Below are 13,905 nucleotides of genomic sequence, written 5' to 3'. Positions count from 1 at the left end.
GTGGGTGTTGGGTGGGGGGGGTGTGTGGTAGGCGCGCGGGTGATGTTTTTGCACCCGCACAAAAATGGGGGGGGCGGGGGGGGGGGGGGGGCGCGGCCGCCCCCCCACCAATCTTTATCAGCGACTCGTGCAGGATGGCGAGAGCATGCGCAGCCTGCTGGGATGCGCCGTTTTCTCTGCGGTTCCCGGCCGACAACGCCTGCACTCTGGAAAAAACCACACCACCCGAGGAGTCCACGGCGTCAGCCGCCGGTGGATCTCGATCAGTTTTCGGCATCCTACCCCCGAGAGGACCACCGCCTGGGAAGGAACTTCCCAGCCCGCCCGTACCACGCCGCGCCTCGCCAGTGGCATCGACCTCGGCCACTCGGCGCGACCGTACCACATTGAGAAACACACCGAATGGCGCCGCGAGGCATTGACGCGGAGGCGATTCGCCGTGTCCGGACCACCACGGGCAACCAGTCGAACGTCCGGTCGGATCGCCCCGGTGGCGGCGATCCGACAATGATCGGCCCTTCGGTTCCGTCCGGCTCGGCTGGCTCGGACGGCCTTCGGACTTGCTTCGGAGGCAGAAGCCATTACGGACTGTCCACTGGATGCCCGAACGGGCGGACAGTGGGCCGGGCGTCGAAGGTGGCGGGGGCGATCGTCACACCGGGATGCGGCAACTCGCCCGCCTGCGGGTACCCGGCGAACAGCGCCGCAGGTCACAGCGTTGCGGCGGCGGTGGCGACCCTGGGCGGGGGAACACCGACGGGCCAGGAGGGCGCCAATGACCATGGGTGCCGGTCCCAAGGTCCCGAGAACTAGCTCCAACGGTCCCGGCTATTTCGTCACTGTCGGCGATGCACAGTCGTGGAGACGATCCGTCGGTGACCGACCCTGAGGAGCCAGCGTGCCCATCTGGCACATCCGCCCCTACGAGACCGTCGACTACGCGGCGACCGTCCGACTGTTCGAGGAGGTACGCAGCTCTCCCGGCGGGCCGCCGATCAACCTGACCGACACGGTGCTGGCGCTGCGGCACGAGGGGCCGGACGAGGAGAGCCCGGCGGTGGTGGCGATCGCCGGCGAGCACATCGTGGGCGCCGCCGTCGGCCGCAAGGAGGGCGGGCAGGGCCGCGTCCTCACCGTGGCCATCGCGCCGGCCTGGCGGCATCACGGGATCGGGTCGGGGCTGCTGCAGTCGGTGGAGAACCAGCTGCTGCACGCCGGCTGCCGGCGCATCACCACCCTGATCACCCCGGGGCAGTCCGACGAGGACGCATTCCGAAACCGCGGGTTCGCCGCCACCGGGCAGGTGCTCTATGACAAGCAGATCCCGCTGCGCCCAGCGGACGTGTCCACCGTCGAGCGCTGGGGTGGCTCGCTGCTGAGCACGTCCGAGTGGACGAACCTCGCCGGGATGACCGAAGAGCGGGAGCTGATCGAGAAGCGGCTGCTGCTGCCGGTGCGCGAACGGGAGCTCGCCGAGGCGTACGGCGTGGTCATCCCGACGGCGATGCTGCTGTTCGGGCCGCCGGGTACGGGCAAGACCTCGTTCGCCCGGGCCGTGGCCGCGCGCCTCGAATGGCCGTTCGTCGAGCTGCTGCCCTCGCGCCTGGCGTCCGGGGCCACTGGGCTGGCATCGGAGCTGCGCTCGGCCATGCACGATCTGATGGGCGTTGAGCGGGTCGTGGTGTTCATCGACGAGGTCGACGAGATCGCGCAGTCCCGGGAGACCCGGCCGGAGAATCAGTCTGTGGTCAACGAGCTGCTCAAGGCGATCCCGGCGTTCCGCGGGGTGGCGGGACGGCTGCTGATCTGCGCGACGAACGCGGTCTCGGCGCTGGACCCGGCGTTCGTCCGCCCGGGCCGGTTCGACCTTGTGCTGCCGGTCGGCCCGCCGGACGCCACCGGACGCCGGGTGCTGCTCGCCGGGCTGTTGGAACGGGTTGCCAACAAGGAGGAGATCGACCTCGACGCCGTGGTTGCCGCCACCGACCTGTTCACCCCGGCGGACCTGTCCGCGGTCGTGCAGCGCTCCGCCGCTGCCGCCTTCCACCGGGCCACTGACGGGCCCAGGCTCACGGCCGGCGCGGGAGCGGTCGGCGCGGCCGGATCGGGCGCCGGGACGGACGGACAGGCCGCGGCCGGCAAGCCTGGGTCGGACGCCGCCGGACCGCACGGCGGCCAGATGATCGCGACGACGAACCCGCTGCGCACCGAGGACCTCCTCGAAGCCGCCCGCGCCGCCCGCCCGACGATCAGCCTCACCGAACTCGACCGCTTCCGCCGCGACGCCCAGGCCTTCACCCGCATCTGACCTCCGTCCATGCCCGGCACCCTCCGACGGCCCGGTGATGCCGTCCGACGCCGGGTGACACAGGCCATCGGACCAGCGCGGGCGGGACCTTTGATCGGAATCGGGCCAGGCGTTTGCCGATTCCGCCGAAAACCCGTCCTACCAGGCGGAGGATGTATCCCGGTTCGCCTCCCACGACCTGGTCCACCGGCCTATGTCCACATCTTGTATCTCCACCGCGTCGTCCCACACAGCGTCGTCCCACACAGCGTCGTGCCACGGGGTCGTCCTCGGCTGCGAGGTGCGCACAGCCTCGAGATAGGTGCATGCCATGACTGATGACACACGCGCGCTCTACATCGTCGTGTGCGGGGGCGGGTATCCCGCCGGCGATCTGCCCGACTTTATCCAGCAGGCGAGGTCCGTGGGCTGGGACACCCGGGTCGTTGCCACCCCGTCCTCGTTGAAGTTCATCGATACCGGCGTGCTCGCCGAACTCACCGGCTACACGGTGCGCAGCGAGTACGTCCTGGTCGAGGACGACGAGGAGGAACGTCCGATCCCCGACGCCGTCGTCGTCGCGCCGGCCACGTTCAACACGGTGAACAAGTTCGCCAGCGGCATCTCCGACACCCTGGCGCTGAGCCTGCTCAACGAGACGATCGGCTCCGGGATCCCGATCATCATCGCGCTGCCGCCGAATCCCACCCACGCCAAGCACCCGGCGTTTCTGGCCAACATCGCCACCCTGCGTTCCTGGGGCGTCCAGGTCATCTTCGACTACGAGGACGTCGTGCTCGAGGACGTTCCCGACATCGATGCCTGGAAGGCCATGTTCCCCTGGAAGAAGACCTTCGAGGCCCTCGAGGCCAGCAACGCTTCCTGATCGACGGGCCGCGTCAGGCGTGCAGGGGAAGGTCGACGGTGATGCGGGTGGGGCCACCGGGCGGGCTGGTGACGTCGAGCCAGCCGTCCACGGTGCGGACCCGCTCGGCGAGGCCCGCGAGCCCGCCGCCGGGTTCCGCCGTGGCTCCGCCCGTGCCATCGTCGACGACGGCGAGCCGGACCCGACCGGCACGTCCGACGACGCTGATCCCGACCTCGCCGGCGTGGCCGTGCTTGATGGCGTTGGCGAGCATCTCCGCCGCGCAGAAATAGGCAATCGTCTCGATCGCCGCCGAAGGCCGCTGCGGCAGGTCGACGCGCAGCCGCACCGAAGGCACGCCACTGCCCGTGCCGCGCGCACTGAGACTTGTCAGCGCCGCCTCGAGGCCATGGTCGAGGATCGGTGGGTGGATGCCACGGGCGAGATCGCGCAGCTCTACCAGGGCCTCCTTGACGTCGCGGTGGGCGGCGTCGACCAGCGAGCGGGTCTGGTCGAGATCGAGACTGTCGCCGTCCGCGGTGGCCAACTGCTCACGGACGGTGCCGAGGTTCATCGCCATCGAGACGAGTCTGGCCTGCGCGCCGTCATGCAGGTCCCGTTCGATGCGGCGCAGCGCCGCGGCCGAATCGTCGACGGCCGCGGCCCGGGTGAACTCGAGCTCGTGCATCCGCTCGGCGGCCAACTGCCGGTTGGTCGGACCGAGCAGACCGCGGACCAGCAGCCGGTCCAGCCCCACCAGCCCGCGGATCAGCCAGATCCCGATGAACACCAGGACAGCCCCGCCGAGAACGGCCAGACTCATCCGCTGCCAGGTATCGAGAAAATAATTGGTGCCAAACGACGCGCCTCGATGAGGCCGGCCGTCATCGTCATGCTGGACGGGCAGGTACCGCCGCCAGATGGGGTAGGTGATCCCACCGAGCCCGTCACAGCAGAACGCGATGGTGACGATGGCGCTCGCCAGCCCCAGCGGGAACTTCACCAGCAGGTAGACGAACGCCCGCCAGCCCGCGCCGTCCCCGAGCCCGGCGCGGATCAGTCCCATGCCGCCCTGACGCCGAGCCCGGAACGGCCGGGGGGCGGGGACCCGTTCGCCGAGCATCGAAGCGACCAGGGCACGTTGTGCCACGCCGAACCCGCGTGCCCCGACCACCATCGCGGCCAGCAGCGGAAAGCCGACGAAGGTCACGGCCAGCCCCGACCCCAGCGACAGCGCCACCACCACGTAGACGAACCCGATGATGGCCAGCGGCAGGCAGGCCAGCGTGTACGCCGCCTCCCGCACGAACCGCCACCTCAGCCGCCCGCCAGGCGTTCGCCCCACCGGCTCCCGCCTCTCGGGCCCGAACGACCCGGACGGCTCGGACGGCTCGGACGGCTCGGACGGCTCGGACGGCTCGGACGGCTCGGACGGCTCGGACGGCTCGGACGGAGACTGGGGGACACTCATGATCATCGAGCCCTCGGATCGGGGTGCGGCGTGGACAAGGCCCACACTGCCGTGCCCGACGATGCCGTCCCAGCCAGTACGCCCATCCAGTCATGGTCGGGTTATCCCGACCCACCCCGGCCGGCTCGCCCGACCTGACTGCTTCCGCCTCACCCACCCGGCCTGCCCGGCCACCCTCCGACGTCCGCCCGCTCGCCCGCTCGCCCGCCATCAGCCAAACGAGGTGACTTGACGCGACCAGCGACTGACCTGAGACGGGAAGTCCGCTGGACAGAAGGACCACCGAGGTCCCAGTTGCCGGCCTCGTGCCCGATTTGCCCTACCAGAGCGACCCGCCGGTCCCCCCGGGGCCGCCGGGGCCGCCGGCGGCGGTGACGGTCAGTGATGCCGGACGGCGGTGCCACCGGCAACACGCGCCATCGATGGCCAGGGCGCTGGTGGGTGGCCACCGCCGGCACGATCAGCTGGCGGCCAGGGCGCTGATGGCTTCGGCGACGGCGAGCAGGCGGCGGGCGTTGTCGACGTGCAGGTTTTCGATCATCCGGCCGTTGACGGTGACGACGCCGCGCCCCTCGGCCTCGGCTTCCGCCCAGGCCTTGACGATCTCGGCCGACTCGGCGAGCTGCGCCTCGGTCGGCGAGAAGGCGGTGTTGCACGGCTCGACCTGGCCAGGGTGGATCAGCGTCTTGCCGTCGAAGCCCAGCTCACGGCCCTGCTGGCACTCGGCGGCGAAGCCTTCGGCATCCTTGACGTTGTTGTAGACGCCATCGATGATGACCTTGCCGGCGGCGCGGGCGGCGAGCAGGCAGAGGCCAAGGCCCGTCAGCAGCGGCGCGCGGCCGGGGACGTGCTCGGCGCGCAGTTCTTTGGCCAGGTCATTGGTGCCCATGATCAGGACGGCGAGGCGCGGCGAGGCGCTGGCGATCTCGAGGGCGCGCAGCATGGCGATCGGCGTTTCGACCATTGCCCAGATCTTCGTGTGCTCCGGCGCACCGGCGGCGACGAGATCACTCTCGATCGCGTGCACCTCCTGCGGCGAACCCACCTTCGGCACGAGGATCGCGTCCGGCCCGGCCTTCGCCGCGGCCCGCAGGTCGTCGGCGTGCCAGGCGGTGTCCCGCCCGTTCACCCGGATGATCAACTCACGCTGGCCGTACCCGCCGTCGACGACGGCCGCGCAGACCCGCTCGCGCGCGGAGTCCTTGGCCGTCGGGGCGACCGCGTCCTCAAGGTCGAGGATGAGGGCATCCGCCGGGATGCCCTTGGCCTTTTCCAGCGCCCGCTCGTTCGCACCCGGCATGTAGAGCACCGAGCGTCGGGGCCGGTAGTCCGCTGCCTGGTTCGCCTCGGCCGTCACCGTTCTCCTCCGTCACTGTGCAGTTCCGTCACTGTGCAGTTCCGTTGCCGTGCAGTTCCGTCCCCGTGCGATCCCGTCCCCCGGGGACGTCCGCCGCGGCACGGGCCTGCGATGCCCTGGCAGCGCGGAGGTCCGGACCCGGTGCGGCGACCACACACTACTGTCAGACCATTCCCGGCGCCCTGATCGCCGACCCACGCCACACCCGCCCGGATGCCCGGACGCCCGGACGCCCGGCCCAGATCGTGATCCGCGGACCGCTCCGCACTGGCCCCACCCCGCGCGGACATCACCCGCGCACCGCATCGGACGCACGTCGACTCCGCCCGGACACCCCGCGCACGCGCGCGACGCGCTACCACTAGGTTGTGGGCACGACTGGGGACACGCCGAGTCTCGGCGACATACCTGCGGGTCAGGATGCACCCACAGGTCGGATGTACGAGTCGGATGTACGGGTAGGTCAGGAGGACCGGTGTCCACGAAGTCCGCTCGCATCGCTCTCGCCACCGCGGCGCTCCTCGTCGGGGCAGCCGCGTGTTCGTCGAGCGCAGGGAGCACAGCGGCGTCCGGCCCGTCGGCCACGGCCCAGGCCGCCGCGTCGGCCACGGCGGGTGCCGCCGCGGCGACGGGCGCGGACCGGACGCCCGACGGCACGCTCGACATCCTTGTCACCAACGACGACGGAGTGGGCTCGGCGGGCATCGATGCCGTCGCCCACGCGCTCGCCGCCCTGCCGGGCACCTCGGTGCGCGTCGTGGCGCCGGCGGCGAACCAGAGCGGAACCGGGGGGAAGACCAGCGGCGGTCAGGTCGCCCACAGCGAGACGACCACGACCAGCGGGGTGAAGGCCACCTCGGTCAGCGGCTTCCCGGCCGACGCCGTCAACATTGCCCTGGACGACCTTGGGCTGAAGCCGGATCTCGTCGTCTCCGGTATCAACGAGGGGCAGAACCTCGGCCCCGTGGTCGACCTGTCCGGCACCGTCGGGGCGGCCCGGGCCGCGGCGCAGCGCGGTATTCCGGCGCTGGCCGCCAGCGAGGGGCTCGGCGACACCTACGATTACGGCCCGGCGGTCACCCAGGTGCTGTCCTGGGTGTCGGCGCACCGTGCGGCCCTGCTCGCCACCCCGGCGGCTGGCGGTAGGGCAGGTAGTGCGGCCGGCGGCTCGGCGAGCACACTCACCGTCGCGAACCTGAACGTCCCGAACTGCTTCGCCGGCGGCCAGGTCCGCGGCCCGCGCGAGCTGCCCAGCGAGGCGAAGGCCGCCGACCCGAACACGATCCTGACCTCGCAGTCCTGCACCTCGACCGCCTCCCCGGCCGACGAGGTCGGCGCCTTCAACGCCGGCTTCGCCACCCTCACCACCGTCCCCGCCCGCCCGTCCTCCTGACGACTCCGCCAGCCCCTCGGATGTCCTGACAATCGCCCAGGCAGCGCGGCTCACGCCACCTGCTCTCAGACAGGGCGGCATCGCGTCCCGCACCGCGTGGTCCCAGAATGGCCTTCCGGTCAGTACCGAGCCATACCATGCCCGTTCCCGCCAGACTGGACGAGATTGGCGAACCGACCGATCCTGCCAGCCGGCCCAGGACGAGTAGGTTGCGGATGCGGGGTCTGACAGCGGCTCAGTCACACCGGGTTGGGATGGTATGCGCGACAGCATGACGTTGATGGCTTCCTCAGAGGAACGGGACTCACTCGGCCGAGGAACCGGCGTGGAGGCCGAGGAACCTCAGAGCAACGATCTGATCCATCAGCCGTTCGATCCGGACAAGATCGATGTCATCACCCGAAACCCTACAGTCGACCTTCTGCTCTCACGAATCCGCAACGGCGGCATCGACCTGGAGCCAGATTTCCAGCGGCAACGCGGGATCTGGACCGACAAGAACCAGAGCCGTCTGATCGAGTCTCTGCTGCTCCGCATACCACTCCCGAGGCAGTCGGCCTCGGCCACGCCCACGCCTTCGATGGACTCGGGCTGAGCATCAGAAGCGCGGAGCGTTGGGAGACCACGCAAGTACACTTGACACGACAGCAACTTGTGGAGGGCGACGGCGCCAGCTCTGCGCTTCGCATCGCGGAGGATTCCGTTTCTGTCCGCCATGCCGCCCGGCCTGAACATGTCGATGCTCACCGGACATGGCTGTCCACCTCAGGGCTGGATCAGATCCGCACACCGGGCAGCCTGTGGAAGTCACGGCTCGATATTTTCCCGAACCTGTCGCTGCTGCCACGAGTCGAAGCTGATCTGCTCGGATTGGACCCTGTCCGTCTGAGACAGGCTGCGGACCGTCTTGCCGAGATGGAGCTGGCCACCAGCGGGTGGGACCCAGCGATCACCGCGACGCCCAGATGGATGTCGAAGGTGACACCAGAATCTGAGCAGAGGAAGCTGTTGTGCATCTTCCAGGATATTGACGGCACACGGCGCTCATTCGATCTTCATGCCAGGTTCACGCCAGGACCTGGCCGTATTCATTTCAGGTTGGATGCAGCCACCCGGAAGCTTGTTGTCGCCTACATAGGCCGGAAGATTGAAAGTAGAGAATGACACGGGCGAAGCCAGGACGGGACGGAGTTGTGTCGGCCGCTCGACATCACGTGAGCTCCCCCGTCCGCGCGTCCACACCCGGGCTCGAAGGAAGCAGTGCCAGGGGTACGCACGCCGATGAGTACGCGATAGCTCGGGCTGGGCACGAAGTGGACAAGGAGGACGCCGCGTGCCGGAGTAGTGGACGTCGGTGAGGTACGTGTTCCCGACGAAGGATGCGACGCGCGACAATGCCGGAGTGGTCGAGGCGGAGCAGTGGCGGATATCAGTCGGCGGCGGTCTTGAGCTGCATGTCGAGCAGCTCGCATCGGACGGCCGGACCATCGGCGGTCCTGTCGTGTCCGCGGGCTTCCCTACCGGGGGTGACGTATCTGCCGGGGGGCGAGGTGACGGCCTCGGAGTCTCAGCGGTCGCGGCGGAGTCAGGTTCCGCGGGCGGTGCGAGGAGCGGTGACGGCGGGCTGCTTGTGCTGGTGCACGGCATCGCGGGCAGTGCGGAGGACTGGGCGGCGGTCGCGGTCGATCTCGCGGCGAGCCGACCGGTGGTCGCGTATGACCATCGCGGGCACGGCGCGAGCGGATGGGCGCCCGGGGGACGGCAGCAGTACACGTTCGACCTGCTGTTCGCCGATCTCGTCCGTGTCCTCGACGCGCTCGGGCCCGCGCCAGTGCATCTGCTGGGCCATTCGATGGGTGGCGTGATCGCCCTGCGGTACGCGCTCGAACATCCGCGGCGCCTGCGGTCCCTCATCCTGGTCGACACGGCGGCCGAGCCGGCCAACGCTCCTGGGCCGATCGCCCGTCGGATCTTCGGATCCGTCCTGGACAAGGTGGCGACCACCTTCGCCGGCCAGCAGCGCAGGAATCCCGACGGCCGACCCGCCATCGCCGACCGCGCCGACCACACCGGCCGCGACGCCGGCAACGCCGATTCGGACGGCGCCATACGTCCCATCATCTCCGTCGGTCACCCGGACGCTGCCATGTCCGGGGATAAAGCCGACTCCGTGCGCACTGGCGATTCGGAGGATCGCGTCGTAGCCACGGACGAGATGGAGGTGGTGAACAGCGGGCCTACCCCGCAGCAGCGCGCGGTGGATGGGCTCGGCAAGGTGGACCCCGATGCCCTTGCCGCGTTCGGCCGGGAGCTCGGGACGTATCCGTCGCTCGTTCCCCGGCTGGGCGAGATCACCGTGGCGACCACGGTGATCGTCGGCGAACGCGACTCGAGCCTGCGCGCCTCCGCCCGGACGATGGCGGACGCGATCCCTGGCGCGCGTCTCGCCGTCATCGCCGGCGCCGACCACAGTCCCCACGCCAGCCGACCCCTCGCCTGGCTCACCGCCGTCGACGACCATTTCGCGCGCCTCACCGGAACCGACCCGGCACGTGGCTGACGCGTGAGCAGATCAGTCTCCTCGCGACGATGGGCGCGGACATCCAAGCCAACGAATACGGGCGGTGACGCCAGGAGCGGCCGAACCTCGCTACCTGGCGCGGTGCCAGAACCCCCGCTGCCTCACCGGCACAGCTGACTGTCGAGCCCCCGGTGCGCCCGCCAGCGGAGGGCGGGCGTGTGCGACCACGATGGGACGTCTCCGACCCCTGCCGAACGACGGCGAACGAGACCAAGACTGAGACCGAGAGCGCGGCACGCGCGACCGGCCGAGGCTACCAAAGTCGAGACATTATGAGATCTTCGCTGGCTCATCCGCCCATGTCGGCGGGCGTCCGCTGGTCCAGGTCACGCGGCCGACGGCGTCCACGGACGTCCGCGGTCGCACGCCATTGCTCGCGGGCGGCTGTCACCGAGCAGCCCCGACCGCACCCCGTCCGCGATGGTGACGTGTGTCGGCGAGTCTCGACCGCACCCCTTGCTGCCGTTCTTGACCGCTGCCAGCAGGCACTTCGCCCGCGCCTTGGGCCCGCTGCGGCTCGTTCTCACGAACATCAATCGCCGATCTTGATCGTCAAGTGCGGTCCGGAGCCGCGAACATCCGCGGTCCGTTCTCGCGAACCGAGCCACGTGGTGGTATCCGGCCAGTCCGATGCTGGCGGGCCCTCACTTTCTTGCTCGACGGTCTCTTTGCGGCCCTCCCGCCTGATCAGGGGAGCCAGGATCGGGCGGCTGGGGTGGTGGCTGGCGGTCCTTCGTCGGACCAGATGAGCGCCTCGTAGTGGGGGCAGCCGTCCGGTGAGGCGTCGCCGTGGTGATCGAGGATGTGTTCGAGTAGTTCACGGGCCGCGAGGAGCCGATCGGCCTTGACCTGTAGGCGCTGGATCTGTGCTTCGATCGTCTGCTTCCACATCGGAGGGGGACGGTCGGTGAGCAGGTCGGCGATGTCGTCCAGGCTGATGAGGGCGGCCCTCTGCCAGTAGCGGATGACGGCCAGCCGGCGGATTTCGGCTGGCCGGTACCAGCGGCGGCCAGCGGACTGCACCGCGGGGTCGATCAGGCCGCGTTGCTCGTAGTACCGGATCGCCGAGGCCCGCAGCCCGACGCGGCGGGCCACCTCGTCGATCGGGACGAGAGGGTCGTCTGCCGAATGCGCCATGACTCTCCCTGACCATCGGTTGCGTTCAAGTCGGCTTGAACGTCCACGATCGTTCCACACCACGAAGAGCGCCGTCGCTGGCGCTGACGAGGAGGAGTGGTCTGTGGCCGACGGGCAGGTTCTCGATTTCGTCACCCGGTATCCAGACGCGGCAATGATCACGTCGCGGGCCGACGGGACGGCACACATGGCGCGGATCGAGCTGGCTGCTCTGGACGGGCGCGCCTGGGCAACGGGCTCTCCATCGCTGGTACGGACGAAGAATCTGCGCCGCGATCCGCGCTGCTCACTGTTCGTCTTCGGTCCGCACCCGCGCTGGCTCGGGCTGGAAACGACGGCGACGATCGTCGACGACGCGGACGCCCCGCCCCTGCTCGTCCGCCTGCTGCGAGCCCGGCACGGCGACGCGACCCCGCCAGGCACGGTTCTGGCCCACGACGACCAACTCGGCCACGACCGCCCCTGGCCCGAAGCCGAATACCTCGACCACGCTCGCGAACACGGGCTGCTCGCCTACTGCTTCACAGTGCACAGGTTCTACGGCAACCCATGATCACCTGTGTGGCGGTCTCGGCCGACGGGTCGTGGCCAACTCCGCGGCGATCAGCCTCCATGTCCTGGCCAACAACGGCGAACAGGCAGCTCGAAGTGGCCATCTCCGCCCGATCCTTACATCAGGTTTGTAGGGATCGGGGACAGATGGCCACTCGCCGTGACGGTTGGCCAGTAGATGGCCACCGGCCGGGATGGTTGGCCAATCCGCGGGAGACGCTGTCCGTTCCCGGTGAGCTTGGCACTCTCTCGCTGACCGGTGCTGGATCTGGCAAGTTCCCGGGTTACATGGCCAGCGCGCGGGCGATATGACCGTGTGGTGCCGCTTGTGGGAGGTGGCGCGTCCCGTTTGATCTGGCTTTTCTCACTGGATCTTGTCTGTGTCAGGGTTTGCGCCATGGGTGATGAGATGGCCGCGCATGGTGCGGCGTCGTCTGCCGACGAGTTCGAGCTGTCCTGGGTGGAGGGCGGCGGCGAGGTTCAGGGCTCGCTGGTGACCGCGAGCGCGGTCGCGTTCGAGGACGTCGCACCGGTCCGGGACTTCCCCTCGTACCGGGGGCAGCGGCACTTCCCGGGCCTGTACTGGTCAGCGACGAGTCGACGTCACGTCGGGTTCGAGTCGTGGCTGGAACGCGACCACGCGATGCTGCTGGACTTCGACCCTCAGGTGGTGGGCTTCGCCTCGCAGCCGTTCTGGCTGCGAGGGCGCGACGGTTCTCCGGGCCGTAGGCGGTCGCATGCCCCGGACTTCTTCGCGCGCGGCCGACGGCCGGCGGGTCCGCTCAGGTGAGGAGTTTCGCGAGCTGGGCCATCTCGGTGGGTGGGTCGATCACCGGCTGGATGAGGAGTTCGTCGATGCCGGCCTGTTCCAGGGTGGTGATGCGGGCGAGGATGTCGTCGCGGGTGCCGACCAGGGCCAGGGTGTTCATCAGCGAGGGCAGGACCAGGTCCCGGTCCTGCCGTGCGATGCGTCCGAGGTAGTTGGGGTAGAGCTTGGTGTGCCGGTCCGGCGCGGTGGCGGTGGTGCCGCGCCGGTCGAGGAGTCGCCGCACCGCCTCGCGTTCCTCGGGGCCGAGTTGATCGGCGAAGGCGGGGGTGTCGGCGGCGGTGTCGGCGGCGAAGGCCAGCAGCGACAGGACGAGGTGGCCCGTCGCGTCCCGGGCCGCGTCGCCTTGGGGGTCCTCGTCCTCGTCGAGTATGTGGAGCGAGGTGACCACGTAGGAGTCCACCCGGGAGCCCGTGTGGGAGTCGGGGTCGCGGGGTGTGCCCCCGGCGGCGTGGCGGCGAGCGTCGTGCAACGCGTGCCAGGCGGTGGGGTCCAGCAGACCGAAGGAGATCAGGCCGGTACCGCGGCGGCCGGCGACGGCCGCGGCCTTCGGTCCGAGCGTGGCCACGACGAACTCGATCGGGTCGGCGGTGTTCACCTGCGTCCCGGTGTGCAGAAACCGGATGTCGCCGATCCGGTCACCTTCGCTGTACTCGGTTGAGCGTCCGGCGCACAGGTCCTGCAGCGCGGCGGTGAAGGTCTCCAGCGTGGCTGCCGTGGTCGGCCGCATGCTCAGGGTGCGTCGGGCGGTGTTCCCGGTGCCGACCCCGCAGATGATCCGGCCCGGTGCCAGGGCGTTGAGGCTGGCGAGCCCGCACGCGGCGGCCGGGGGCGAGCGTAGCGCCGGTGAGGTCACGCCGATGCCGAGCCTGATGCGACGGGTGGCCTTCGCGCACAGGCTCAACGCGACGAAGGGGTCACCGTGGACCATCGGGGTGTCGTAGACCCAGAAGCTGTCAAAGCCCAACTCCTCGGCCCGCACGGCGAGGTCCTCCACACCGGGACGTGCGGTGACCACGATACCTGCACGCATCAAAACCTCCGATCGCTCTCGGCGTTGGCCACGCCGAGAGCGGCTGTCTCGTCGAACTCCTTCTCGCGCACCGCACCAGTACATCAGCTAGGTGCGCCTGTCCTCCCCCCATGGTCGCGTGGCGCCTGCCAATACACGGCGAGCACGTCGTCACCACGGGTTACACGGGCGTTCGCGGTCGGATTGTGCGCAGCAAGGGCATCGAAGCCGAGGCCCTCGGCACGTTTGCGGTCGTAGAACTACCGGAACTCCAAGCGGCACTCGACGGCGGCGATGGCGGCCTCCGCAAGCGTGACTGGCGTGCGTATGTTGTCGTCGGACGGCGGCCGGCCGAGCTGCTGGTGCAGGCGGTCCAGACCTACCCAGGCGGCCTCGGGCCAGTTCGGTGGTCAGCCGGTGACCA

13 protein-coding genes are annotated in these 13,905 nt (G+C 69.7%); 9 read left to right on the top strand and 4 right to left on the bottom strand.

Going from position 1 to position 13,905, the window contains the following annotated elements; all coding sequences use genetic code 11:
- Positions 1-898: 898 nt before the first annotated feature.
- Together MXD95_RS08875 and MXD95_RS08870 are read left to right on the top strand one after the other, a co-directional pair.
- Positions 899-2,308: an ATP-binding protein gene (locus MXD95_RS08875; protein WP_250640070.1), complete on the top strand. Its 1,410-nt coding sequence runs from the start codon at positions 899-901 to the stop codon at positions 2,306-2,308.
- Positions 2,309-2,618: 310 nt separating this feature from the next.
- Positions 2,619-3,173: a flavoprotein gene (locus tag MXD95_RS08870; protein WP_250640069.1), complete on the top strand. Its 555-nt coding sequence runs from the start codon at positions 2,619-2,621 to the stop codon at positions 3,171-3,173.
- A 13-nt stretch (positions 3,174-3,186) separates the two neighbouring features.
- Here MXD95_RS08870 and MXD95_RS08865 read toward each other — a convergent pair whose 3' ends face one another.
- Together MXD95_RS08865 and MXD95_RS08860 are read right to left on the bottom strand one after the other, a co-directional pair.
- The gene (locus tag MXD95_RS08865; RefSeq protein ID WP_250640068.1) at positions 3,187-4,623 is read right to left on the bottom strand and encodes a sensor histidine kinase; all 1,437 of its coding nucleotides are present in this window, start codon (positions 4,621-4,623) and stop codon (positions 3,187-3,189) included.
- Between the two features lie 460 nt (positions 4,624-5,083).
- Positions 5,084-5,980, bottom strand: coding sequence for an HpcH/HpaI aldolase/citrate lyase family protein (locus MXD95_RS08860; RefSeq protein WP_250640067.1), 897 nt, complete (start codon positions 5,978-5,980; stop codon positions 5,084-5,086).
- Between the two features lie 475 nt (positions 5,981-6,455).
- On the opposite strand from MXD95_RS08860, the gene MXD95_RS08855 reads away from it, so the two are divergent.
- From MXD95_RS08855 to MXD95_RS08840, 4 genes are all read left to right on the top strand, one after another.
- A complete protein-coding gene (locus MXD95_RS08855) occupies positions 6,456-7,373 on the top strand; it encodes a 5'/3'-nucleotidase SurE (RefSeq protein ID WP_250640066.1) in 918 nt (305 codons plus the stop codon).
- 325 nt (positions 7,374-7,698) lie between these two features.
- Positions 7,699-7,968: a hypothetical protein gene (locus MXD95_RS08850; protein ID WP_250640065.1), complete on the top strand. Its 270-nt coding sequence runs from the start codon at positions 7,699-7,701 to the stop codon at positions 7,966-7,968.
- A gap of 59 nt (positions 7,969-8,027) precedes the next feature.
- On the top strand, positions 8,028-8,537 hold the full coding sequence (locus MXD95_RS08845) for a hypothetical protein (protein WP_250640064.1): 510 nt from the start codon (positions 8,028-8,030) through the stop codon (positions 8,535-8,537).
- Positions 8,538-8,727: 190 nt separating this feature from the next.
- Positions 8,728-9,933, top strand: a complete 1,206-nt coding sequence (locus tag MXD95_RS08840) for an alpha/beta fold hydrolase (protein WP_250640063.1) — start codon at positions 8,728-8,730, stop codon at positions 9,931-9,933.
- A gap of 708 nt (positions 9,934-10,641) precedes the next feature.
- Here the strand turns inward: MXD95_RS08840 and MXD95_RS08835 are convergent.
- A complete protein-coding gene (locus MXD95_RS08835) occupies positions 10,642-11,091 on the bottom strand; it encodes a MerR family transcriptional regulator (RefSeq protein ID WP_250640062.1) in 450 nt (149 codons plus the stop codon).
- Between the two features lie 103 nt (positions 11,092-11,194).
- Here MXD95_RS08835 and MXD95_RS08830 point away from each other — a divergent pair, with 103 nt between their 5' ends.
- Together MXD95_RS08830 and MXD95_RS08825 are read left to right on the top strand one after the other, a co-directional pair.
- The gene (locus tag MXD95_RS08830; protein ID WP_250640061.1) at positions 11,195-11,644 is read left to right on the top strand and encodes a pyridoxamine 5'-phosphate oxidase family protein; all 450 of its coding nucleotides are present in this window, start codon (positions 11,195-11,197) and stop codon (positions 11,642-11,644) included.
- 396 nt (positions 11,645-12,040) lie between these two features.
- Positions 12,041-12,433, top strand: coding sequence for a TnsA-like heteromeric transposase endonuclease subunit (locus MXD95_RS08825; protein WP_250640060.1), 393 nt, complete (start codon positions 12,041-12,043; stop codon positions 12,431-12,433).
- On the opposite strand, the gene MXD95_RS08820 is transcribed toward MXD95_RS08825, so the two are convergent.
- Positions 12,426-13,502 carry an LLM class flavin-dependent oxidoreductase gene (locus MXD95_RS08820; protein WP_250640059.1) on the bottom strand — a complete coding sequence of 359 codons (1,077 nt, stop codon included), beginning with the start codon at positions 13,500-13,502 and terminating at the stop codon, positions 12,426-12,428. The two genes, MXD95_RS08825 and MXD95_RS08820, sit on opposite strands and share 8 nt — an antisense overlap.
- Before the next feature lie 185 nt (positions 13,503-13,687).
- Here MXD95_RS08820 and MXD95_RS08815 point away from each other — a divergent pair.
- Positions 13,688-13,905, top strand: a 218-nt coding sequence (locus tag MXD95_RS08815; RefSeq protein WP_250640058.1) for a hypothetical protein, incomplete at its 3' end; no start/stop codon positions are given.

Source organism: Frankia sp. AiPa1 (assembly GCF_023243075.1).
In the GTDB taxonomy this organism is placed as follows: Bacteria; Actinomycetota; Actinomycetes; order Frankiales; family Frankiaceae; genus Frankia.
This window is presented reverse-complemented; position numbering and strand designations above follow the sequence as displayed.